The organism is Klebsiella sp. MISC125, assembly GCF_051131775.1.
Lineage (GTDB): Bacteria > Pseudomonadota > Gammaproteobacteria > Enterobacterales > Enterobacteriaceae > Klebsiella.
Genome location: NZ_CP180448.1, coordinates 2,509,374 through 2,532,214, shown reverse-complemented (window position 1 = coordinate 2,532,214; position 22,841 = coordinate 2,509,374). Strand labels below are relative to the sequence as shown.

15 protein-coding genes and 2 tRNA genes are annotated in these 22,841 nt (G+C 51.7%); 8 read left to right on the top strand and 9 right to left on the bottom strand.

Translation table 11 applies throughout. The features are described 5' to 3' along the window. Positions 1 to 223 precede the first annotated feature (223 nt). Positions 224 to 2,899 carry a bifunctional acetaldehyde-CoA/alcohol dehydrogenase gene (gene adhE, locus ACMYSL_RS11915; protein WP_304259781.1) on the top strand — a complete coding sequence of 892 codons (2,676 nt, stop codon included), beginning with the start codon at positions 224 to 226 and terminating at the stop codon, positions 2,897 to 2,899. 176 nt (positions 2,900 to 3,075) lie between these two features. Here adhE and tdk read toward each other — a convergent pair whose 3' ends face one another. Beyond that, positions 3,076 to 3,693 carry a thymidine kinase gene (tdk, locus tag ACMYSL_RS11910; protein ID WP_110275756.1) on the bottom strand — a complete coding sequence of 206 codons (618 nt, stop codon included), beginning with the start codon at positions 3,691 to 3,693 and terminating at the stop codon, positions 3,076 to 3,078. Positions 3,694 to 4,251: 558 nt separating this feature from the next. Between tdk and hns the strand changes: the two genes are divergently transcribed. After that, positions 4,252 to 4,659 carry a histone-like nucleoid-structuring protein H-NS gene (gene hns / locus ACMYSL_RS11905; RefSeq protein WP_041146073.1) on the top strand — a complete coding sequence of 136 codons (408 nt, stop codon included), beginning with the start codon at positions 4,252 to 4,254 and terminating at the stop codon, positions 4,657 to 4,659. 136 nt (positions 4,660 to 4,795) lie between these two features. Here the strand turns inward: hns and galU are convergent, their stop codons facing one another. The 3 genes from galU to rssA form a co-directional block, all read right to left on the bottom strand. After that, positions 4,796 to 5,698, bottom strand: coding sequence for a UTP--glucose-1-phosphate uridylyltransferase GalU (galU, locus tag ACMYSL_RS11900; RefSeq protein ID WP_112213394.1), 903 nt, complete (start codon positions 5,696 to 5,698; stop codon positions 4,796 to 4,798). 196 nt (positions 5,699 to 5,894) lie between these two features. After that, a complete protein-coding gene (gene rssB, locus ACMYSL_RS11895) occupies positions 5,895 to 6,908 on the bottom strand; it encodes a two-component system response regulator RssB (protein ID WP_182239426.1) in 1,014 nt (337 codons plus the stop codon). Positions 6,909 to 6,997: 89 nt separating this feature from the next. Continuing rightward, entirely contained in the window at positions 6,998 to 7,897 is a 900-nt protein-coding gene (rssA, locus tag ACMYSL_RS11890; protein WP_181485876.1) for a patatin-like phospholipase RssA, read from the bottom strand. A gap of 111 nt (positions 7,898 to 8,008) precedes the next feature. Here rssA and ACMYSL_RS11885 point away from each other — a divergent pair, with 111 nt between their 5' ends. The 4 genes from ACMYSL_RS11885 to ACMYSL_RS11870 all read left to right on the top strand — a co-directional run bounded on the left by ACMYSL_RS11885 (position 8,009) and on the right by ACMYSL_RS11870 (position 9,717). Beyond that, entirely contained in the window at positions 8,009 to 8,467 is a 459-nt protein-coding gene (locus ACMYSL_RS11885; protein WP_112213391.1) for a YchJ family protein, read from the top strand. 42 nt (positions 8,468 to 8,509) lie between these two features. Then, positions 8,510 to 9,352 carry a formyltetrahydrofolate deformylase gene (gene purU / locus ACMYSL_RS11880; RefSeq protein WP_110275575.1) on the top strand — a complete coding sequence of 281 codons (843 nt, stop codon included), beginning with the start codon at positions 8,510 to 8,512 and terminating at the stop codon, positions 9,350 to 9,352. Between the two features lie 159 nt (positions 9,353 to 9,511). Continuing rightward, positions 9,512 to 9,596, top strand: a tRNA-Tyr gene (locus tag ACMYSL_RS11875). A gap of 36 nt (positions 9,597 to 9,632) precedes the next feature. Further along, positions 9,633 to 9,717, top strand: a tRNA-Tyr gene (locus ACMYSL_RS11870). A 234-nt stretch (positions 9,718 to 9,951) separates the two neighbouring features. Here ACMYSL_RS11870 and narI read toward each other — a convergent pair. From narI to ACMYSL_RS11850, 4 genes are read right to left on the bottom strand one after another with little or no spacing between them, the layout of a single operon-like run. Beyond that, positions 9,952 to 10,629 carry a respiratory nitrate reductase subunit gamma gene (gene narI, locus ACMYSL_RS11865; RefSeq protein ID WP_182239430.1) on the bottom strand — a complete coding sequence of 226 codons (678 nt, stop codon included), beginning with the start codon at positions 10,627 to 10,629 and terminating at the stop codon, positions 9,952 to 9,954. Further along, the gene (gene narJ / locus ACMYSL_RS11860; protein ID WP_304259786.1) at positions 10,629 to 11,339 is read right to left on the bottom strand and encodes a nitrate reductase molybdenum cofactor assembly chaperone; all 711 of its coding nucleotides are present in this window, start codon (positions 11,337 to 11,339) and stop codon (positions 10,629 to 10,631) included. Before narJ ends, narI begins: the two co-directional genes overlap by 1 nt. Further along, complete coding sequence (gene narH, locus ACMYSL_RS11855; RefSeq protein WP_112213388.1) at positions 11,336 to 12,874, bottom strand: nitrate reductase subunit beta; 1,539 nt, start codon at positions 12,872 to 12,874, stop codon at positions 11,336 to 11,338. The genes narJ and narH overlap by 4 nt, the downstream gene beginning before the upstream one ends. After that, the gene (locus tag ACMYSL_RS11850; protein WP_434663002.1) at positions 12,871 to 16,614 is read right to left on the bottom strand and encodes a nitrate reductase subunit alpha; all 3,744 of its coding nucleotides are present in this window, start codon (positions 16,612 to 16,614) and stop codon (positions 12,871 to 12,873) included. The genes narH and ACMYSL_RS11850 overlap by 4 nt, the downstream gene beginning before the upstream one ends. A gap of 353 nt (positions 16,615 to 16,967) precedes the next feature. Here ACMYSL_RS11850 and ACMYSL_RS11845 point away from each other — a divergent pair, with 353 nt between their 5' ends. Next, the gene (locus ACMYSL_RS11845) at positions 16,968 to 19,379 is read left to right on the top strand and encodes a patatin-like phospholipase family protein (protein WP_434662999.1); all 2,412 of its coding nucleotides are present in this window, start codon (positions 16,968 to 16,970) and stop codon (positions 19,377 to 19,379) included. Here the strand turns inward: ACMYSL_RS11845 and ACMYSL_RS11840 are convergent. After that, a complete protein-coding gene (locus ACMYSL_RS11840; RefSeq protein WP_434662997.1) occupies positions 19,358 to 20,746 on the bottom strand; it encodes a NarK family nitrate/nitrite MFS transporter in 1,389 nt (462 codons plus the stop codon). The two genes, ACMYSL_RS11845 and ACMYSL_RS11840, sit on opposite strands and share 22 nt — an antisense overlap. Before the next feature lie 310 nt (positions 20,747 to 21,056). On the opposite strand from ACMYSL_RS11840, the gene narX reads away from it, so the two are divergent. Further along, entirely contained in the window at positions 21,057 to 22,835 is a 1,779-nt protein-coding gene (narX, locus tag ACMYSL_RS11835) for a nitrate/nitrite two-component system sensor histidine kinase NarX (protein ID WP_182239441.1), read from the top strand. The last annotated feature ends 6 nt before the right edge of the window (positions 22,836 to 22,841 follow it).

The window sequence follows — 22,841 nt, the reverse complement described above, 5'->3', positions numbered from 1 at the left end:
ACATAATTTGTACTCAGAAGTGAGTAACCTTGTTTACACACAACAGGGAGGGAAAACAGCGGTACCTGAAAGAAAAAACCAGAGCTTTTTTAGTTAATCAATGAAGTCAGAAGCGAAAAATTCTTTACATTAACATTTAGATGCAAGCTGTTAACAGCCTGTCTATACTGTCGAATCGAGCTACTGATTTACTAAAAAAGTTTAACATTATCAGGAGAGCATTATGGCTGTTACTAATATCGCAGAGCTTAACGCACTTGTAGAGCGCGTAAAAAAGGCCCAGCGTGAATATGCCAGTTTCACTCAAGAACAAGTCGATAAAATCTTCCGCGCCGCCGCACTGGCCGCCGCAGACGCTCGAATCCCTCTCGCTAAGATGGCCGTCGCCGAATCCGGCATGGGTATCGTCGAAGACAAAGTGATTAAAAACCACTTCGCTTCTGAATACATCTATAACGCATACAAAGATGAAAAAACCTGCGGTGTGCTGTCTGAAGACGACACCTTCGGTACTATCACTATCGCTGAACCTATCGGCATTATCTGCGGCATCGTCCCGACAACTAACCCGACTTCAACCGCTATCTTTAAATCGCTGATTAGCCTGAAGACCCGTAACGCCATCATTTTTTCTCCGCATCCGCGTGCTAAAGAAGCCACTAACAAAGCGGCTGATATCGTTCTGCAGGCCGCAATCGCTGCCGGTGCGCCGAAAGACCTGATTGGTTGGATTGATCAACCTTCCGTTGAACTGTCCAACGCACTGATGCATCACCCTGACATTAACCTGATTCTCGCGACCGGCGGTCCGGGCATGGTTAAAGCGGCATACAGCTCCGGCAAACCGGCAATCGGCGTTGGCGCAGGTAACACCCCTGTTGTTATCGACGAAACCGCTGATGTTAAGCGTGCTGTCGCTTCTGTACTGATGTCTAAAACCTTCGACAACGGCGTAATTTGTGCTTCCGAGCAGTCCGTTGTTGTTGTTGATTCCGCATACGATGCAGTTCGTGAACGTTTCGCCAGCCACGGCGGCTACCTGCTGCAGGGCAAAGAGCTGAAAGCTGTTCAGGACATTATCCTGAAAAATGGCGCGCTGAACGCCGCTATCGTTGGTCAGCCGGCGTATAAAATCGCTGAACTGGCTGGTTTCACCGTACCGGTTGCCACCAAGATTCTGATTGGTGAAGTTACCGATGTTGATGAAAGCGAGCCGTTTGCACACGAAAAATTGTCTCCGACCCTGGCAATGTACCGTGCGAAGAATTTCGAAGACGCTGTTGTTAAAGCTGAAAAACTGGTGGCAATGGGCGGTATCGGTCATACCTCTTGCCTGTACACCGACCAGGACAACCAGCCAGAACGTGTTGCTTTCTTCGGCCAGATGATGAAAACCGCGCGTATCCTGATCAACACTCCGGCTTCTCAGGGTGGTATCGGCGACCTGTACAACTTTAAACTCGCACCTTCCCTGACTCTGGGTTGTGGTTCATGGGGTGGTAACTCCATCTCTGAAAACGTTGGTCCTAAGCACCTGATCAACAAGAAAACCGTTGCTAAGCGAGCTGAAAACATGTTGTGGCACAAACTTCCGAAATCTATCTACTTCCGTCGTGGCTCATTGCCAATCGCGCTGGATGAAGTGATTACTGATGGTCACAAACGCGCGCTGATCGTGACCGACCGCTTCCTGTTCAACAACGGCTATGCAGACCAGATCACTTCTGTACTGAAAGCTGCTGGCGTTGAAACTGACGTGTTCTTCGAAGTTGAAGCTGACCCGACTCTGACCATCGTTCGTAAAGGTGCAGAGCTGGCGAACTCGTTCAAGCCAGACGTGATCATCGCGCTGGGCGGCGGTTCCCCGATGGACGCAGCAAAAATCATGTGGGTTATGTACGAGCATCCAGAAACTCACTTCGAAGAACTGGCGCTGCGCTTTATGGACATCCGTAAACGTATCTACAAGTTCCCGAAAATGGGCGTCAAAGCCAAAATGGTGGCGATCACCACCACTTCCGGTACCGGTTCTGAAGTCACTCCGTTTGCGGTTGTTACCGACGATGCAACAGGTCAGAAATATCCGCTGGCAGACTACGCGCTGACTCCAGACATGGCAATTGTCGATGCCAACTTGGTTATGGATATGCCGAAATCACTGTGTGCATTCGGTGGTCTGGATGCGGTAACTCACGCCCTGGAAGCTTATGTTTCCGTACTGGCTTCTGAGTTCTCCGACGGTCAGGCTCTGCAAGCGTTGAAACTGCTGAAAGAAAACTTGCCAGCGTCCTACCATGAAGGTTCTAAGAACCCGGTAGCACGTGAGCGTGTACACAGTGCAGCAACTATCGCCGGTATTGCGTTTGCTAACGCCTTCCTGGGTGTATGTCACTCCATGGCGCACAAACTGGGTTCACAGTTCCACATTCCTCACGGTCTGGCGAACGCCCTGCTGATCAGCAACGTTATTCGTTATAACGCGAACGACAATCCGACTAAACAGACTGCATTTAGCCAGTACGACCGCCCGCAGGCTCGTCGTCGTTACGCTGAAATCGCGGACCATCTGGGCCTGAGCGCACCGGGTGACCGTACCGCAGCGAAAATCGAAAAACTGCTTGGCTGGTTGGATGAAATTAAAGCTGACCTGGGTATTCCTAAGTCTATCCGTGAAGCTGGTGTGCAGGAAGCTGACTTCCTGGCCCACGTAGATAAGCTGTCTGAAGATGCATTCGATGACCAGTGCACCGGCGCTAACCCGCGTTACCCGCTGATCGCTGAGCTGAAACAGATTCTGCTGGATACTTTCTACGGTCGTAATTACGTCGAAGGCGAAACTGCAGAGAAGAAAGAAGCCGCACCAGCTAAAGCTGAGAAAAAAGCGAAGAAATCTTCTTAATCTGACAGCAGTTTAGAAAGCAATCATCAGCCCCATCCCTGGATGGGGCTTTTTTGTATCTGTCACTCAGCAGCGCACAAATCGCCTCAGGCAACAGGAGTGATTAGTCGAAGGATGAGTAGCGCTGACATAAAAAAGGCGCCGAGAGAGCGCCTGAGAAGGATTAGCGGTGGGGTTTAGTAAGGGTGCTGTTTGTTCTGCACAAAGGTTAAAGAACCTTCACTTAACGCCTCTTTGTAATGCTTGCGGCAAACGGAAACATAGCGCTCATTACCGCCGATCACCACCTGTTCACCTTCATTGTATGGCCGCCCTTCTTGATCCAATCGCAGAACCATACTTGCCTTGCGGCCACAAAAGCAGATGGTTTTTAATTCAACCAATTTATCGGACCATGCCAGCAAATATTGACTGCCAATAAACAATTCGCCACGAAAATCCGTACGCAAGCCATAGCACAACACGGGAATATCAAGTTCGTCGACGACTTCTGACAACTCATGTACCTGCTCACGGGTCAAGAACTGGCTTTCATCTACTAATACGCAGTGAATAGGCTGACGCGCATGTTCACCTGCAATGTCAGAAAATAATGAAGTTTGAGTATTATACAATCGTGCTGGCGATGAGAGACCAATTCTTGAACTCACCTTCCCGGAACCAAAGCGATCGTCTATCTCCGCCGTATAAACCACGGTACGCATCCCTCGCTCCTGGTAATTGTAGGAAGACTGTAACAGAGCGGTAGACTTACCTGCATTCATTGCAGAATAGTAGAAATAAAGTTGTGCCATCGGCTGCGTGACCCCAATCAATGTGTTTTATCGCAGCCAAATTGTATCATATATTCTCCTTCTATCTGCCCCTTCAGGGCGGGTATTGCGATCAATGTTAAGCCTGCGGATACCTAAAAGATTAAGCATTTTAATAGAAGGACGTGTCTGCTATTCGTACGATCAGGGACACGACGACTTACGGTGCCATTGTCCTTTTGTGCTTATCCGTGTTCCTGCAGGGAGGCTATAACGGACCTGGACAAGTGTTTTATATTAAACATCACCGCAACCACTGAGCTAATACCGAAGATGATATTTATCCATGCGAAGTATAACTTTACTCGCTGAGAATCAGAAAAAGCATACTATCTCAGGGTTTTAGCTTATGGATGCAGCTTTGCTATAAGCAGTAAAGATGTGAACTCACCCGGAAAAATTAACTTAAATTAATTAATTCTCGAGACAAATAACAACTTATTTTGACTTCCTTACATTCTCCCCTATTGCACATCTGATTTTATCGCTCTATTATTAGTCCAACAAACCACCCCACAATATAAGTTTGAGATTACTACAATGAGCGAAGCACTTAAAATTTTGAACAACATCCGTACTCTTCGTGCGCAGGCAAGAGAATGCACACTTGAAACGCTCGAAGAAATGCTGGAAAAATTAGAAGTCGTCGTTAACGAACGTCGCGAAGAAGAAAGCGCTGCTGCTGCGGAAATTGAAGAACGCACCCGTAAACTGCAGCAATACCGTGAAATGCTGATTGCTGATGGTATTGATCCGAATGAACTGCTGAGCACCATGGCAGCTGTTAAAGCGGGTACTAAAGCCAAACGCGCAGCACGTCCGGCTAAATATAGCTACGTTGACGAAAACGGCGAAACTAAAACCTGGACTGGTCAGGGTCGTACTCCGGCAGTGATCAAGAAAGCGATGGATGAGCAGGGTAAATCTCTGGACGATTTCCTGCTGTAATAAGCTCTCGTATCCGTTTAAAAATCCCGCTCCGGCGGGATTTTTTTTATCTCTTAATCCAACATACGCCGTACGGGCATAAAAAAACCGGGAAACGAAATCGCTCCCCGGCTTCTTGTAGTACTACAGATAACGATTACTTCGCGACTGCTTTTTCCAGCCAGGTTTTAAATTCTGCGCCCAGTGACTTGTGGCGAACGCCATATTCAACAAAAGCTTGCATATAACCCAGTTTATTACCGCAGTCATGACTCACGCCTTTCATATGATAGGCTTCGACCGTTTCTTTTTCGATCAGCATATCAATGGCATCAGTCAGCTGAATTTCATCACCGGCTCCTGGAGGCGTTTTTGCCAGCAGCGGCCAAATATCCGCGCTCAGCACGTAACGACCAACAACGGCCAGATTGGACGGCGCAACGTCCGCTTTTGGCTTTTCGACTACACCAACCATCGGAACGCTCTCGCCCGGCTGCAGAGGCTGGCCTTTGCAGTCAACAACGCCGTATGCAGTCACGTCTGCAACGGGTTCAACCATGATTTGACTGGCCCCAGTCTCATCAAAACGAGCAATCATTTCCGCCAGGTTATCGCAGGACAGATCGGATTCAAATTCATCCAGAATAACGTCTGGCAAAATAACCGCGACTGGCTCATCGCCAACAACAGGATGGGCACACAGCACAGCATGACCCAGACCTTTAGCCAGCCCCTGACGGACCTGCATAATGGTAACGTGCGGCGGACAAATAGATTGAACTTCTTCCAACAGCTGGCGTTTTACACGTTTTTCCAGCATCGCTTCCAGTTCAAAACTGGTATCAAAATGGTTTTCGATAGAGTTTTTGGAGGAGTGCGTGACCAGAACAATTTCAGTAATCCCGGCAGCGATACATTCGTTAACAACATATTGAATTAAAGGCTTGTCTACCAACGGCAGCATTTCTTTAGGAATAGCCTTAGTTGCAGGCAACATCCGGGTACCTAATCCCGCAACCGGGATTACAGCTTTTCTTACTTTTGAATTAAGCGCAGCCATTGAAATCTCCTGGACTGTTCGTTTTTTAAACTTTTCGTTAATAAATATCGTCGAGTATATCAGCCTGCTCAGCTAAACCTGGTCTGAAAAGGATTGGATATCCCCGAATTAGGATTTTTACGCATTAAACCCGGCGATAGTACCACCGCAAAAGATCGTGCGGTAACCCCGGCAGAGTTAAAATAAACACAATTGCTCATTCCGCAGACAACATAAGGCGTAAACGTCCACCTGCCCCCCAAATTTGGCACTGCCATGATGTACAGCGTTGACTTATTTGGTTGAGATATGCATTACCTAACGTTCCTAACGGAACCCCGTTACTAATCTGAATTTGGTGCTCGCCTGTATTCAGCGTGCCATTCAAACCAGCAGAAACTAAAATCAAATTTTTCAATCCGCTGTGGTAATACCCTACTAATAATGGGAATTGCCCTGGCAAATTTGCCTGACGGAGCAATTGATTAACCTGTTTTAGCAGACTTCCCATCTCCGGCAAGCGCTGCCCCTGATGAGCTAACTGCTCTTGCAGCAGTCCATTAAACAGTGCACGCAGCAATAAGGCTGCAAGAACCCCATTATCCCCCGCACGTGTGACATCCAGGCAATAAAACGCCAGATCGTTTTCTGATAACGGTGCAATATCGAGAACAAGTCCAGGTTTATCAGCCGACATAAGTTGGCGATAGTGAATACGGCAATGAGACATCTCCTGTTGAACAGGAGGCTGAAGCTCCTGCAGCAGCCTCGATGCCGCTTTCGGGTCACTGACTAGCGCATCCCAGTCCTCAAATAACCGCTCTTCCTCCTCCACTCGTGAATTGAACATGTTGGGATAGAGGCAGGCATAGACCGTTTCCTTCAGGCGCTCAAAATCTCTTACTGGTTTTAGCAGGATATCCTGTACGCCAAGGCGCAGCGCTTTAGCAATATCCGCCATATTTTCCGTGGCTGATATCATCAGAATCGGCAGCTGTTCACCCTGATTGCGCAGATGTTCAACTAGCTGCAGGCCATTCATACGCGGCATCGAAATATCACAAATCATCAGATCAGGTTTTGAATCGGCCATTTTTTGAAGCGCATCCACCCCATCCTCCGCCTGTACGATAGTCGCACCAAGCGAAGTTAACCAGGTGTGCAAAAGAGAGCGGAAAACGGGTTCGTCTTCAACTATCAGAATCTGTTTACCCGCCAATGGCTGCGTCATGATCTCTCCTCTGGCTGACGATAATGTAATAGTGGCATGCTATTCACGCTATCGCCTGTCAGAATTTACTTAAGTCGGTGTTAAATGCGCTACGCGGGGGTACGCACCAAAGGTAATAGTTCATCCATTTTCTTTTCAACCGCCAGATGACCAGCTGCTATAGCTTCACCGGCTCGATGAAAATCAAGAGTGGAGATTTGCGGGCAAAAGGGTTGTATCAGAATATCCGGCGGATCGCCCGCCATGCGATTTCGCTTAAGGCGATTTTCCAGCACCTGAATAGAAGTGGACATGATCTCCATAGCCGTTGGCGTCACCGTCGCCCGGCGCGAAGTCATGCGCGTCAACCGAGAGCGTATACGAGAATGCCAGGAGAAGTCTTCCTCCTCTTCCGGGCGTCGCGCCTCCATGGATAACAAATCTTGCTGCATCAGATGCGCGTCGTGCTGCAAATCAACGGCAATCACAATATCTGCGCCCATTGCGCGAGCCAGGGACACCGGCACGGGATTGACAACCGCACCATCCACCAGCCAGTAACCATTATGCATCACTGGCGACATCAGGCCGGGCATACTGCAAGAGGCGCGTACCGCAAGATGCAGATCCCCCTCAGTAAACCACAATTCACGACCAGTGCTTAAATTGGTGGTGACGGCCGCAAATCGACGTTCGCAGCATTCAATTTCAGTGGTGGGCATTAGCTGCCGATATTGACTGAACACACGCTCGCCGCGCAGCAATCCGCCGCGTTGCCAGGAGAGATCCATTAACTTCAGAACGTCCCAATTACTAAAGGAGCATACCCATTTCTCCAGTGCAGGAAGTCGGTTGCAAGCGTAGGCTGCGCCTACCAGCGACCCAATAGAACATCCCGCGATGACATCAACGTCTATACCTGCACGCTGTAATGCGTTGATCACACCAATGTGCGACCACCCTCGTGCGGCTCCTGCCCCTAATGCCAGACCAACTTTAAGCTTTCTCATTATTACCGAAACATATCCTTCCACTCCGGGCATGGCATCATCGCCACCGCTCAGTTAACATAAGCACTTTAGCGTAACAACGCTGTTTTTCTCTTTTCCATGGAGGCCGTTTTGTCGCAATTATGCCCCTGTGGCAGCGCTCTGGAGTATAGCTCATGTTGTCAGCGTTATCTGGCTGGCACACAGCTTGCGCCGGATCCGTCACAGCTGATGCGATCCCGCTACAGCGCATTTGTCATGAAAGATGCCGACTATCTGATCAAAACATGGCACCCCTCCTGTCAGGCGCAACAGTTTCGCGCAGACCTGGAGAACGGATTTACCCGAACCCAATGGCAAGGTTTAACCCTCTTTGCCACCGATACTGGCCGCAGTCCTGATGAAGGCTTCGTCAGCTTTATCGCTCGTTTTACTGACGATAACCGCTCCGGGGCTATTATTGAACGATCCAGATTCTTAAAAGAAAACGGACAGTGGTACTATATTGACGGCACACGACCGCTCATTGGTCGAAATGACCCCTGCCCTTGCGGTTCAGGTAAAAAATTTAAAAAATGTTGCGGCCAATAAGCCAGCAGCAGAAATAGCAAACACTACAGGATTTTCCCCGCGATGCATTCACTACAACGTAAAGTACTACGCACTATTTGCCCTGATCAGAAAGGCCTCATCGCGCGTATCACTAATATCTGCTACAAGCACGAACTGAACATCGTGCAAAACAACGAATTCGTTGATCATCGGACCGGTCGTTTCTTTATGCGTACCGAACTTGAAGGCATTTTCAATGATTCCATTCTGCTGGCAGACCTCGACAGCGCTCTGCCAGAAGGCTCGATTCGTGAGCTGAATCCAGCAGGCCGTCGCCGTGTCGTGATTCTGGTGACCAAAGAGGCGCACTGCCTCGGCGATCTGCTGATGAAAGCCAACTATGGCGGGCTGGACGTAGAAATTGCCGCCGTTATCGGCAACCATGAAACGCTGCGCACTTTGGTTGAACGATTTGATATTCCCTTCCAGTTGGTAAGCCATGAAGGTTTAACCCGCGAAGAGCACGATAAGCAAATGGGCGATGCCATTGCCGCTCTTGAGCCAGATTACGTCGTACTGGCAAAATATATGCGCGTGCTGACCCCGGAATTCGTCTCTCGCTTTCCAAATAAAATCATTAATATCCACCACTCGTTCCTGCCAGCCTTTATTGGCGCACGTCCTTACCATCAGGCATACGATCGCGGCGTGAAGATTATTGGCGCGACCGCGCACTACGTGAACGATAATCTCGATGAAGGTCCAATCATTATGCAGGACGTGATTCACGTGGATCACACCTATACCGCAGAAGATATGATGCGTGCGGGTCGTGACGTCGAGAAGAATGTGTTGAGCCGTGCTTTATATCAGGTTCTGGCGCAGCGGGTATTCGTTTACGGCAATCGGACGATTATTCTTTAATCGATAATGAAATTAGCTGGTTAGCTTTGCGACTTTACGCGTAAAAATCAGGCAACCAGTTTGTTTTTATCAAAGGAATACTTTACAGCGGCGCGTCATTTGATATGATGCGCCCCGCTTCCCGAGAAGGAAGCAGGCCAGTATTATGCATTACCCCGTGGTGGGGTTCCCGAGCGGCCAAAGGGAGCAGACTGTAAATCTGCCGTCATCGACTTCGAAGGTTCGAATCCTTCCCCCACCACCATCTCAAAGCGTTACCTCTACAATATGAATTACCCCTGGTGGGGTTCCCGAGCGGCCAAAGGGAGCAGACTGTAAATCTGCCGTCATCGACTTCGAAGGTTCGAATCCTTCCCCCACCACCATCTTCTCTCGGTAGTATCTCCTTCGATTAAAAATTCAAATCTCTCTCAGTTATTTCTGTTATTCCTCTAGCGCTATCTTGCCTCTCTGCCATATATATCCCGGCGGCGCTGCGCTTGGCCGGCTACAAATGCGTTGATGTTCTTGTAGCCCGGCCAAGCGCAGCGCCGCCGGGGAACAGGCCGCACAAACAAAAAACCCCGCCGAAGCAGGGTTTAGCATCACACAAAATGATATCAGTGACGCGCACGAACAATCTGATACTTGCGGGTCAGATACTCAACCGGCACGCTCCAGATGTGAACCAGTCGCGAGAACGGGAACAGCAGGAACAGCGTCATCCCCAGCACCAGGTGCATACGGAAAATAAACGCCACGCCGTCCAGGTATTGAGAAGCGCCGCCGTGGAAGGTCACCACGGACTGCGCCCAGTTCACCAGTTTCATCATCTCGCTACCGTCCATATGCTGGGCGGAGAACGGAATGGTCAACAGACCCAAAGCACACTGGATAACCAGAATCGACAGCACCAGAATATCTGCACCGGTGGTTGTCGCACGCACGCGTGGGCTGAACAGACGGCGTTTGAGCAGCAACACTCCGCCTACCAGACACATCACACCCGATGCGCCACCGGCAAACATCGCCATCTTCTGTTTCACGTCCAGCGGCAGCCACGCTTCATACATCCAGTGTGGTGTCAGCATACCCAGGAAGTGACCGGCAAAAATACCCAGAATCCCGATGTGGAACAGGTTAGACGCCAGGTTCATCCCCTTACGATCCAGCATCTGGCTGGATGCCGCGCGCCAGGTGTACTGACCGTAGTCGTAGCGCAACCAGCTGCCAATCAGGAAGACAGCACCCGCGATATACGGATAGATGTCGAAGAAGAACATATTCAGGAAGTGCATTATTGCTGTCCTCCGTTAGAGATATTCAAATATTGCGGGGCTACGGCTCCGGCAAAACGACGCTGGTGATTGGAAATTTCCGACTCACCGCAGCCCTGGTCAGCAAAGAATTTGACCTGCTCTTCTTCCCAGACCGCATCCAGCGCCTGCGGCGTGTCATCACGGGCTTCGTCCGCAATTTTCTCCGCCACTTTTGCTTCGTCTACTGCGCTATTGGCCAGCTTCAGCAACTGCTCAAACAGCACCGCATAACGACTTTCACGCTGTTGAAGACGGGCGCAGAGCAGCGCCAGAATCGGCGCGATATCCTGCAAGCCGCCAATCGCTTCGCTCTCCGGCAGCTGCGCCAGATATTCCAGATACAGCGGCAGATGATCCGGCAGCTCGCGGCTGTCGAGGACCAGACCATGCTGTTCGTACTGGTTCAGCAGATCGACCATCGCCTGACCACGGTCACGAGACTCGCCGTGCACGTGTTCGAACAGCAGCAGCGACGTTGCGCGGCCACGGTCAAACAGTTCGCTGTAGGCGGCCTGCGCATCCAGCGGATCCTGTGCGGTTAGCTCGCGCAGGAACATGCCCAGCATCTGAGCATCCCCTTTATCCAGTTTCTCTGATGAAGCCAGAACGTCGAAGAGTTCGTCCTGATGCTGCCATAAGGCAATATCAGGGTACTCGAGCAGGCGTGACACAATCACAAGTTCAATCATGCGTGCGGCTCCGTTTTGCTGCTCACATCCACAGAATCAATACGGCGGCTGTTGAACAGATTAAACTTGGTGTCAGAACCGTGGCAGCCATCGCCGAAGCTAAAGCCACAACCGTTTTTCTCCGGGAACGCTTCGCGCGCTTGTTCGCGGTGACTGCTTGGCACCACAAAGCGATCTTCGTAGTTAGCAATCGCCAGATAGCGATACATTTCCTGTGCCTGCGCTTCGGTCAGACCCACCTCTTCCAGCGCACGAGTATCGATAACGCCATCGACGGTTTCCGTACGTTTAAAGTGACGCATTGCCAGCATACGTTTCAGCGCCAGCAGTACCGGCTGAGTGTCACCCGCGGTCAGCAGGTTCGCCAGGTACTGAACCGGGATACGCAGACTTTCGACATCCGGCAGGATACCGTTGCTGCCCAGTTCACCCGCATCGGCTGCGGACTGAATTGGAGACAGCGGTGGCACGTACCAGACCATTGGCAGCGTACGATATTCCGGATGCAGCGGCAGTGCCAGCTTCCAGTCCATCGCCATTTTGTAGACCGGCGATTTCTGTGCGGCGTCAATCACGCTCAGCGGAATACCATCTTTCTGCGCCTGCTCAATCACTTTCGGATCGTTTGGATCGAGGAACACGTCCAGCTGACGCTGATACAGATCTTTCTCGTTCTCGGTGCTTGCTGCGGTTTCAATCGCATCTGCGTCATACAGCAGCACGCCGAGATAACGGATACGACCGACGCAGGTCTCGGAACACACGGTCGGCTGACCCGCTTCAATACGCGGATAGCAGAAGATGCATTTTTCAGACTTGCCGCTCTTCCAGTTGAAGTAGATTTTTTTGTACGGACAACCGGTAATGCACATACGCCAGCCACGACATTTGTCCTGGTCGATCAGCACAATACCGTCTTCTTCACGCTTGTAGATGGCACCGCTTGGGCACGTTGCAACGCACGCCGGATTCAGACAGTGCTCGCAAAGGCGCGGCAGGTACATCATGAAGGTGTTCTCGAACTGGCCGTACATCGCCTTCTGCATGTTCTCGAAGTTTTTGTCTTTCGACAGCTTCTCGAACTCGCCGCCCAGGTCATCTTCCCAGTTCGGGCCCTTGGTGATTTTGTCCATGCGCTTGCCGGTAATCAGCGAACGTGGACGAGCAATCGGCTGGGCTTTGCTATCAGCCGGTGCGTTGTGCAGCGTCTGGTAGTCGAAATCAAACGGCTCGTAATAATCATCCAGACCCGGCAGATGCGGGTTGGCGAAGATTTTACCCAGCAGCAGCGCTTTGTTACCCATGCGCGGCACCAGCTTGCCGTTGATCTTACGGATCCAACCGCCTTTGTATTTCTCCTGGTCTTCCCAGTCGGTCGGGAAACCGGTACCCGGTTTGGTTTCAACGTTGTTGAACCATGCGTACTCGGTCCCTTCACGACTGGTCCAGACGTTTTTACAGGTGACCGAGCAGGTGTGGCAACCGATGCATTTATCGAGATTCAGCACCATGCCGACTTGTGAACGAATTTTCATTTTACGCTCTCCTGTACCTGGTCATTGCCTTCGCCGTCCAACCAGTCAATGTTCTTCATCTTACGTACCACGACAAACTCATCACGGTTCGAGCCTACGGTACCGTAGTAGTTAAAGCTGTAGGCCAACTGCGCATAGCCGCCGATCATATGGGTCGGTTTTGGCGTGATGCGGGTCACCGAGTTATGGATACCGCCGCGTTGACCGGTAATTTCTGAACCCGGCAGGTTAACAATACGTTCCTGCGCGTGGTACATCATGGTCATCCCGGCCGGTACACGCTGGCTCACTACCGCACGCGCGGTCAGTGCACCGTTGTTGTTGAAGACTTCGATCCAGTCGTTATCTTCAATACCGATCTCTTTGGCGTCTTCTTCGCTCATCCACACTACCGGGCCACCGCGACCTAAGGTCAGCATCAGCAGGTTGTCGCTGTAGGTTGAGTGAATGCCCCATTTCTGGTGCGGCGTCAGGAAGTTCAGCGCCTTCTCTGGGTTGCCGTTTGATTTCTTACCCATCACCTCTTTCACCGAACGGGTATCGATCGGCGGACGGTAAACCAGCAGGCTTTCACCAAAGTCACGCATCCACTGGTGATCCTGATACAAGGACTGACGACCAGACAGCGTACGCCATGGAATCAGCTCATGAACGTTGGTATAACCGGCGTTGTAGGAGACGTGTTCATCTTCCAGACCTGACCAGGTCGGGCTTGAGATAATCTTGCGCGGCTGCGCCTGAATATCACGGAAGCGAATTTTCTCGTCTTCTTTATTGAGCGCCAGATGCGTGTGGTCGCGACCGGTAAACTCGCTCAGTGCCGCCCAGGCTTTCACCGCCACCTGACCGTTGGTTTCCGGCGCCAGAGTGAGGATCATTTCGGCTGCGTCAATCGCGGTATCCAGCATCGGCTGGCCTTTCGCCGGGCCTTCTGCTTTGGTGTAGTTGAGCTTACGCAGCAGATCCATTTCGCTCTGCGTGTTCCAGGCAATCCCTTTACCGCCGTTACCGATTTTTTCCATCAATGGCCCGATGGAGGTAAAGCGCTCGTAGGTTGCCGGATAATCACGTTGAACCGGGATAATGTGCGGTGCGGTTTTACCTGGGATCAGGTCACATTCGCCTTTTTTCCAGTCCTTCACGTCTAACGGCTGTGCGAGTTCGGCCGCGGAGTCGTGCTGGATTGGCAGCGTCACAATGTCCGTTTCCTGACCGAGGTGTCCCACGCAGACTTCAGAGAATTTCTTCGCGATGCCTTTGTAGATTTCCCAGTCGCTTTTCGATTCCCAGGCTGGGTCAACAGCAGCAGACAGCGGGTGAATAAACGGATGCATATCCGAGGTATTCATGTCGTCTTTTTCATACCAGGTTGCCGTTGGCAGCACGATATCGGAATACAGACAGGTGCTCGACAGACGGAAGTCCAGCGTCACCACCAGATCCAATTTACCGTCGAGACCGTTATCCTGCCATTCCACTTCTTCTGGCTTCAGACCGCCCTGCTTGCCGAGATCCATCCCCTGAATACCGTGTTCGGTACCCAGCAGATATTTCAGCATGTATTCATGGCCTTTACCGGAAGAGCCCAGCAGGTTAGAACGCCAGATGAACAGGTTACGCGGGTGGTTTTTGCCGTTTTCCGGCTGTTCAGCCGCGAAACGAATGGAGCCTTCTTTCAGCGCCTTAACGGTGTAATCAACCGGATCCATCCCGGCTTTCTTCGCGTCATCAGCAATACGCAGTGGGTTGGTGCCTAACTGCGGTGCAGACGGCAGCCAGCCCATACGTTCTGCGCGGACGTTAAAGTCCAGCAGGTGACCGCTGTAGCGGGATTTATCCGCCAGCGGAGACAGCAACTCCTGCGCGGTAACCGACTCATAACGCCATTGGCTGGAGTGGTTGTAGAAGTAAGACGTACTGTTCATGTGGCGCGCCGGACGCTGCCAGTCAAGGGCAAACGCCAGCGGCTGCCAGCCGGTCTGCGGACGCAGTTTTTCCTGGCCAACATAGTGGGCCCAACCGCCGCCGCTCTGACCGATACAACCGCAGAACACCAGCATATTGATCAGGCCACGATAGTTCATATCGAGGTGATACCAGTGGTTCAGGCCAGCGCCAACGATAATCATCGAACGACCGTGCGTCTTATCTGCGTTGTCGGCAAATTCACGCGCAGTGCGAATGATATGCGCACGCGGAACGCCGGTAATTTTCTCAGCCCACGCCGGAGTGTAGGCTTTAATATCTTCGTAGCTGGTTGCACAGTTTTCATCGTTCAGACCGCGTTCCAGACCGTAGTTGGCCATGGTCAGGTCATAAACGGTGGTCACCAGCGCGGTGGTGCCGTCAGCCAGCTGCAGACGTTTCACCGGCAGTTTGTGCAGCAGGATATTTTCCAGCTCGACGCTTGTGAAGTGCTCGGTGCCTTCGCCGCCAAAGTACGGGAAACCCACCTGAGCGATCTCATCCTGGCTACCCAACAGGCTCAGCTGCAGTTCGGTTTCATCACCGGATTTACCGTCGCGTTGCTCAAGGTTCCATTTACCTTTTTCGCCCCAACGGAAGCCGATAGAACCGTTCGGTGCCACCATATCGCCGTCGGTATTAACCGCGACGGTTTTCCATTCCGGATTATTTTCCTGACCCAAAGAGTCAACCAGATCAGCAGCACGCAGCATACGGCCCGCAGCATAATAACCTTCGCGCTCTTCGAGCATGACCAGCATCGGGAAGTCGGTGTAGCGACGCACGTAGTCGGTGAAGTACTGGCTTGGTTTGTCGAGGTGGAATTCACGCAGCATCACGTGGCCCATTGCCAGCGCCATTGCCGCATCGGTACCCTGTTTCGGTGCCAACCACAGGTCGCACAGTTTGGCGATTTCGGCGTAGTCCGGTGTGATAGCAACGGTTTTGGTGCCTTTATAACGAACTTCAGTAAAGAAGTGCGCATCTGGCGTACGGGTTTGTGGAACGTTAGAGCCCCAGGCGATGATGTAGCTGGAGTTGTACCAGTCCGCGGATTCCGGAACATCGGTCTGCTCACCCCAGGTCTGCGGCGACGCAGGAGGTAAGTCACAATACCAGTCATAGAAGCTCAGACAGGTGCCGCCGATCAGCGACAGATAACGTGCGCCGGAGGCGTAAGATACCATCGACATGGCCGGAATTGGCGAGAAGCCAGCGACACGATCAGGGCCGTAGGTTTTAACGGTATAGACGTTAGAGGCAGCAATCAGCTCATTCACTTCCTGCCAGGAGGAACGCACAAAACCACCGCGACCGCGCGCTTGTTTGAAGCTTTTGGCTTTATCGGTATCTTCAATAATAGAGGCCCAGGCATCAACCGGATCGCTGTGCAGTTTTTTCGCTTCGCGCCACATTTTCATCAGGCGTTTGCGCATCAGCGGATATTTCAGACGGTTGGCGCTATAGAGATACCAGGAATAGCTCGCCCCGCGCGGGCAGCCGCGTGGTTCGTGGTTTGGCAGGTCCGGGCGTGTACGCGGATAGTCGGTCTGCTGGGTTTCCCAGGTGACGAGGCCATTTTTGACATAAATCTTCCAGCTGCATGAGCCGGTGCAGTTTACACCGTGAGTGGAGCGCACAACTTTATCGTGCTGCCAACGTTGGCGGTATCCATCCTCCCAATCCCGGTTAGTGTTAAGAAGCTGGCCGTGCCCATCGGCAAAGGTCTCGCCCTTCTGTTTGAAGTAGCGAAACCGGTCCAGGAATTTACTCATCGGGTCTCTCCTGTGTGGAGCCTGACGGCTCTCTGATAAATCGACATTGCTGGATTTGCAGCGAAGGTAACGCTATGAAAGAGGGAGAGAATTGATAACGATCAACCACAGTATCCGTACGCTTTATATAGAAAATAAAAAATACCACCAAGGTGGTATATTTATCTATTTTTTATCTATCTGTTTTTATTGGTTTTTATAATAAATTTTCTTTATTTACCTCTTCATGAACTCTTAACCAGTTATTAGGTGGTATCCGCTTTTACCCAAGCGTTAAAATATATCCTCACCATTGATTCCCGGCTGGCTACACTACAAATACCGTCTCGCTAACCCCCCTCGATGGTATCCCCATGTGCAATGAAAATACTCGATTGAAATTCAATGCATTACCCGCTAATGAACAAAAGGCTATTAATCTCCGCCGCAAATTACTCCAGCCAGAGAACCAATCGGACACCGCCGCACCTCATGGTGACGAGCCAGAATTAAAACCGTGCGCCGGGATTTATGGTCTGGCGCTTTCCGGTGGCGGAATCCGCAGTGCGACGTTCAGCCTCGGGTTGCTAAGGGCACTGGCGAAAAACGAACTACTGCACAAGTTTGACTATCTCTCAACGGTCTCCGGCGGAGGATATACGGGGGGAATGCTGGGACGTTGCTATCAGAAAGGGATCGGTCCACTTGCTGTCGAAGCGGGTTTAGAAAAAGACAATTCACTGCTGCTGGGATGGCTACGCAATAACGGCCGCTATCTCACTCCTGCGGGAACACGAGATATTGCGCTTTCTTTCGGCCAGATTCTCCGCTCATTTTTCGCCTCGCTATTTTTTGTCACCTTACTCTGCATTATCTGCGCAGGCCTGGCCTTGCAATTACAACTTCTGCTTCCTCCAGATCTTAAACATTTTCCCCTCCTGGTGGCGATTCCCGCAGCACTTGCGGCCTGGTTGGCAATTTCCTATTGGTACTTTCGTCAACACCAGGACTGGCTTCTCCTTGGGCTGGGCATCAACATTCTGCTGTGCCTGGTCTTTCTCTTTTGGAGCCCAGTCCCCTGGGGACTTTCACTGCTGATCTGGCTTATTTGTATGGCTCCCTGGGTGCATATCTTTCAGCAGATAAAAGATTTAGCGGCATTTCGCCTGGCCTTAACTCAGGCTCTCACCTGGGATCTACTGATTATCACCCTCCTCGCCGCCTTATGGGGACTTAACCGAGCGGGATTTTTACTGTGGTTTTCGCTCTTTCATGGCCCAAATACCAGCATAATGTTGATTTCCAGTCCGTTAAGCATAGCGGCAGTTCGCCTGCTAAAAGAAACCCAGCTTATCAACTGGCTCCTCTCGCGAATTTCAGCCGGTAATAAGCGAATCTCGTTAAATCTGATGCTTGCCGGAAACATCGCAGGCTATCTACTGATGCTTTTTTGTCTGACAACGGTCTGCGCTGCTCTGATCGAGATTTCAACGGTTTTGAACGTTCCTCTGGCCGGGTTTAAATATTTACCTTTGATGACTGCACTGATGGCATTACTTATTCTGTGGCTGTTAGGTAAACAGCCTCGCTTTATTGAGTTTCTTAATCTCAGCTCACTACATAATCTGTATCGGGCGCGTATCGAACGCGCCTGGGTCTCAACAGGAAACTATCCCCATAAACAAAATAAAGCGACCAAACCGCGTTTCCCACAAAACCCATTGGATGACAAGTTACCTGGCGCGATGGATGCAATTGAAAAAATCACCACCACGGTGGCGGGCGATGATGTGAAAATGAATAATTACGCGCCGCACAACTACGGCGGTCCGATTCATTTAATCACCAGCTGCATTAACCAGACCATCGACGATCGCAGCGACAACTATAATGCTGACCGTAAAGGTATCGCTCTGACGGTCAGTTCGTTTGGCGTTGAAACCGGTACCCAGTTTCCTGAGTCCCCGGAGAACCTCAATGACACCACGCTATCACAGTGGCTTGCTATTTCCGGCGCAGCGGTCTCAACGGGCATGGGTTCAAAGACATCGCCAGGCCTGGCATTTATGATCTATTTAGTGGGTGGTCGGCTGGGTTTTTGGTCAAAAAACCTCTCTCCCAGTCGACAGGCGAAGCGAAAAAAAAGTGCACCTGGATTGCAATGGCCGCACACGCATTTAACCTATCTTTTTGCCGAAATGTTCGCCCGCTTCCCCGGATTGAGCAATGAGAAATGGTATTTGACGGATGGCGGTCATTTTGAAAATACGGCCGTTTACCCATTGCTGAAACGCAGGTTAGATTCAATTGTCGTCGCGGATTGTGGTGCCGACCCTCATTTTTTATTCGACGATCTTGAGAACCTGGTACGTAAAGCCAAAATCGATATGGCAATTGATATTGTGTTTAAAACCCCTATCAACAGCGACTATACCTCGCAATCGGCATTAAAAGTAAAACAACCTTCTCCGGCCTTACTCCAGGCGATCGTTCATTATCCAGAGATCAATGGCTTTGCGAAAAAAACCGGACAATTACTCATTATTAAACCGCATTTATTGCCGGGGATGGATCTTGCCACTGCCAGCTACGCCGGACGAAATGACACGTTTCCACAGCAAACAACGGGCGATCAATTTTTCGATGAGGCCCAGTGGGAGGCCTATCACCAGTTGGGATTCCTCGCCGGAAGCGTTATTTCCGAGCAGCATTTATTCGTTATAAAAAAGGCGCAACTCTGTTGCGCCCTCTCCAGAAAGAAAAATTATTTTTGCTTGCGCCCGTAAACCGCCCAGGTAATCACCACGCAGGCGATATAGAACACCAGGAAGATCTTCATCGCCCCAGCCGGGGAACCGGTCAGATCCAGCGAGATACCGAACGCCTTCGGAATAAAGAACCCGCCGATAGCGCCAATCGCGGAGATAAAGCCCAGCGCCGCCGCCGTATCGGTGGCCGCTTCGCGCATTGCCTGCGCTTCGCTACCGCCCTGCGCCTTCACGCGTTCCATGGTCATTTTACGGAAGATCAGCGAGATCATCTGGAAGGTTGAAGCACTACCCAGACCGGCAGTCAGGAACAGCACCATAAACACCGCGAAGAAGGCGATAAAGTTACCCCCCTCGCCGTGGGTCGGCAGCGTCAGGAACAGCAGGCCGCAGAAGATAGCCATCACCACGAAGTTCACCAGAGTCACGCGAGTCCCGCCCAGACGGTCAGAGATCGCCCCGCCGGTAGAGCGCGCCAGCGCACCAATAAACGGCCCAAAGAACGCGTAGTGCAGAATCTGCACATCTGGGAACTGGGTCTTCGACAGCATGGCGAAGCCTGCCGAGAAGCCGATGAACGAGCCGAAGGTGGCAAGATACAGCAGCGCCATAATCCACAGATGCGCGCGCTTAAGTACCGGCAACTGCTCGCTCAGGGAAGCTTTCGATGCCGACAGGTCGTTCATAAAGAACCACGCCGCCAGGGTGAAGATGATCAGGAACGGTACCCAAACCCACGCCGCATTTTCCAGATACAGCATTGAGCCGTCCGGCTGTTCGCTACCGGTTCCGCCAAAGACGGCGAAAATAGACAGGGATACCACCAGAGGAGCAACCAGCTGCATCACGCTAACGCCCATATTGCCGAGGCCGCCGTTGATGCCCAGCGCACCGCCCTGTTTCTGTTTCGGGAAGAAGAAGCTGATGTTCGCCATACTGGAAGCAAAGTTAGCCCCGGCGAAGCCGCACAGCAGCGAAATAATCACGAAAATGCTGAACGGAGTAGAGGTGTCCTGCACCGCGAAACCTAACCATACGCAGGGTACGATCATGATCCCGGTACTGAATGCAGTCCAGCGACGCCCGCCGAACAGTGGGACCATAAACGCATAAGGTACGCGCAAAAGCGCGCCGGACAGCGCCGGCAGTGCGGTCAGCATAAATAGCTGGTCGGTGGTGAACTGAAAGCCCACTTTATTCAGGTTGACGGCGACGGCGCTGAATAACATCCAGACGCAGAATGCCAGTAAAAGACATGGAACGGAGATCCACAGATTGCGGCTGGCGACGCGATGACCGCGCTGCTGCCAAAATTCAGGATCTTCAGGACGCCAGTCGGTAATGACTGAGCTGTTAGTCTTCTCCGGGATTGAAGAGTGACTCATAGACACCTCTGATTATTCGTATTAACCCTGGCTACCTTATGGGTTACAGCCTGCGGTAAGTTGATATAAATCAAAGGAAAAGTGGGCGTTAATTTGGCTAAAAAAAAATCATCACCCGAAGTGAGTAGCTATTTCTGCGCAAAAAAGTGTGGTTTTTCACGCGACTGCTGTCTTTACCCCTACCCCTGCCACCAACTCATCAATGACTGACAATTAAGGGGTAATCCTTTAGGGGTATGGGTATACTCCAGGGGATGTCCGAGAATAAGCGCCACTCCCGGATGATTTGCCGGTCAGGAGCACATACCTCATGTTGAAACGTCTTTTTACGCCGCTAACGCTGGTTAATCAACTCGTGTTAATCGTTCTATTGGCCACAGTGATAGGTGTCGCCGGAATGGCTATCTCCTCTCGCCTGGTGCACGGCGTTCAGGGCAGCGCGCACGCTATTAATAAAGCCGGTTCGCTGCGCATGCAGAGCTATCGACTGCTGGCAGCCATCCCGTTACGTGAAAGCGATCAAAAGCTGCTGGATGAAATGACCGCCACCGTCTTTAGTCCGGAACTCCAGTACGCCGCTCGCCATGACGATCAGCAAGAACAGCTCCAGGCTCTGCAACATTACTGGCAACTGGAGCTCGCACCCGGTATGCGTAAGGCACAAAATCAGGCTACGGTAGCCACGGATGTCGCCGGCTTCGTTGACCGCATCGACCAGCTTGTCACCGCTTTCGATCACACCACCGAGGAGCGGATAAAACACGTCGTCTGGATCCAGCGAATCATGGCGGTCATTATGGCGCTGCTGCTGGTGTTTACCATTATTTGGCTACGCGCACGTTTGTTACGCCCCTGGAAACAGCTGCTGGATATGGCCCGCGCGGTGAGCCAACGCGATTTTACCCAGCGTACCCAGATTAACGGGCGCGATGAGATGGCGACGCTCGGTATGGCGCTAAACAACATGTCCGAAGAGCTCGCCGAGAGCTATTCGGTGCTCGAACGCCGGGTGCAGGAAAAAACCGCCGGGCTGGAGCAGAAAAATGAAATCCTCGCCTTCCTGTGGCAAGCCAATCGCCGCCTGCACTCCAACGCCCCGCTCTGTGAGCGCATCTCGCCGGTGCTCAACGGTTTGCAAGGGTTAACTCTGCTGCGTGATATTGAAGTTCGGGTTTATGATCTTGAAGATGAAGACAACCACCAGGAGTTCGCCTGCCACTCCGATATTCAGTGCGATGACAAAGGTTGCTACCTGTGTCCGCGCGATCTGCCGCCGCTGCCCGATGCCGGAACCACATTGAAATGGCGACTGTCGGACGCCCATAATCAGTACGGAATTCTGCTGGCCACTCTGCCCGTTGGTCGGCATCTAAGCCACGATCAACAGCAACTGGTTGATACCCTTGTGGAACAGCTCACCGGCACCCTCGCGCTCGACCATCATCAGGAGCGCCAGCAGCAGCTTATCGTGATGGAAGAGCGAGCCACTATCGCCCGCGAGCTCCACGACTCCATTGCCCAGTCGCTCTCGTGCATGAAAATGCAGGTCAGCTGCCTGCAGATGCAGGGCGAAGACCTGCCGGATGCCAGCCGTCAGCTGCTGGGGCAAATTCGTAATGAACTCAATACTTCATGGGCGCAACTGCGCGAACTGCTAACAACCTTCCGTCTACAGTTAACCGAAACCGGTCTGCGCCCGGCGCTGGAAGCCAGCTGCCAGGAATACAGCGCTCATTTCGGCTTTACGGTACGCCTGGACTACCAGTTGCCGCCGCGTTTTGTTCCCTCGCACCAGGCAATCCACCTGCTGCAAATCGCCCGCGAGGCGCTGAGCAACGCCCTGAAGCATGCCAATGCGACGGACGTCAGCGTTACCGTAACGCTGCGGGATAATCAGGTCCGACTGGTGGTAGCCGATAACGGCCGCGGCGTGCCGGACCACGCGGAGCGCAGTAACCATTACGGCTTAATTATCATGCGCGATCGCGCCCAGAGCTTGCGCGGAGACTGCCAGGTGCGGCGTCGGGAAACCGGCGGCACGGAAGTGGTCGTCACTTTTATCCCTGAAAAATCGTTTTCAATCCAATAAGGAGAA

Excerpts from the sequence above, each read along its gene's own strand:
- adhE (WP_304259781.1), top strand. The coding sequence starts at position 224 with ATGGCTGTTACTAATATCGCAGAGCTTAACGCACTTGTAGAGCGCGTA.
- tdk (WP_110275756.1), bottom strand. The coding sequence starts at position 3,693 with ATGGCACAACTTTATTTCTACTATTCTGCAATGAATGCAGGTAAGTCT.
- hns (WP_041146073.1), top strand. The coding sequence starts at position 4,252 with ATGAGCGAAGCACTTAAAATTTTGAACAACATCCGTACTCTTCGTGCG.
- galU (WP_112213394.1), bottom strand. The coding sequence starts at position 5,698 with ATGGCTGCGCTTAATTCAAAAGTAAGAAAAGCTGTAATCCCGGTTGCG.
- rssB (WP_182239426.1), bottom strand. The coding sequence starts at position 6,908 with ATGACGCAGCCATTGGCGGGTAAACAGATTCTGATAGTTGAAGACGAA.
- rssA (WP_181485876.1), bottom strand. The coding sequence starts at position 7,897 with ATGAGAAAGCTTAAAGTTGGTCTGGCATTAGGGGCAGGAGCCGCACGA.
- purU (WP_110275575.1), top strand. The coding sequence starts at position 8,510 with ATGCATTCACTACAACGTAAAGTACTACGCACTATTTGCCCTGATCAG.
- narI (WP_182239430.1), bottom strand. The coding sequence starts at position 10,629 with ATGCACTTCCTGAATATGTTCTTCTTCGACATCTATCCGTATATCGCG.
- narJ (WP_304259786.1), bottom strand. The coding sequence starts at position 11,339 with ATGATTGAACTTGTGATTGTGTCACGCCTGCTCGAGTACCCTGATATT.
- narH (WP_112213388.1), bottom strand. The coding sequence starts at position 12,874 with ATGAAAATTCGTTCACAAGTCGGCATGGTGCTGAATCTCGATAAATGC.
- ACMYSL_RS11850 (WP_434663002.1), bottom strand. The coding sequence starts at position 16,614 with ATGAGTAAATTCCTGGACCGGTTTCGCTACTTCAAACAGAAGGGCGAG.
- ACMYSL_RS11845 (WP_434662999.1), top strand. The coding sequence starts at position 16,968 with ATGTGCAATGAAAATACTCGATTGAAATTCAATGCATTACCCGCTAAT.
- ACMYSL_RS11840 (WP_434662997.1), bottom strand. The coding sequence starts at position 20,746 with ATGAGTCACTCTTCAATCCCGGAGAAGACTAACAGCTCAGTCATTACC.
- narX (WP_182239441.1), top strand. The coding sequence starts at position 21,057 with ATGTTGAAACGTCTTTTTACGCCGCTAACGCTGGTTAATCAACTCGTG.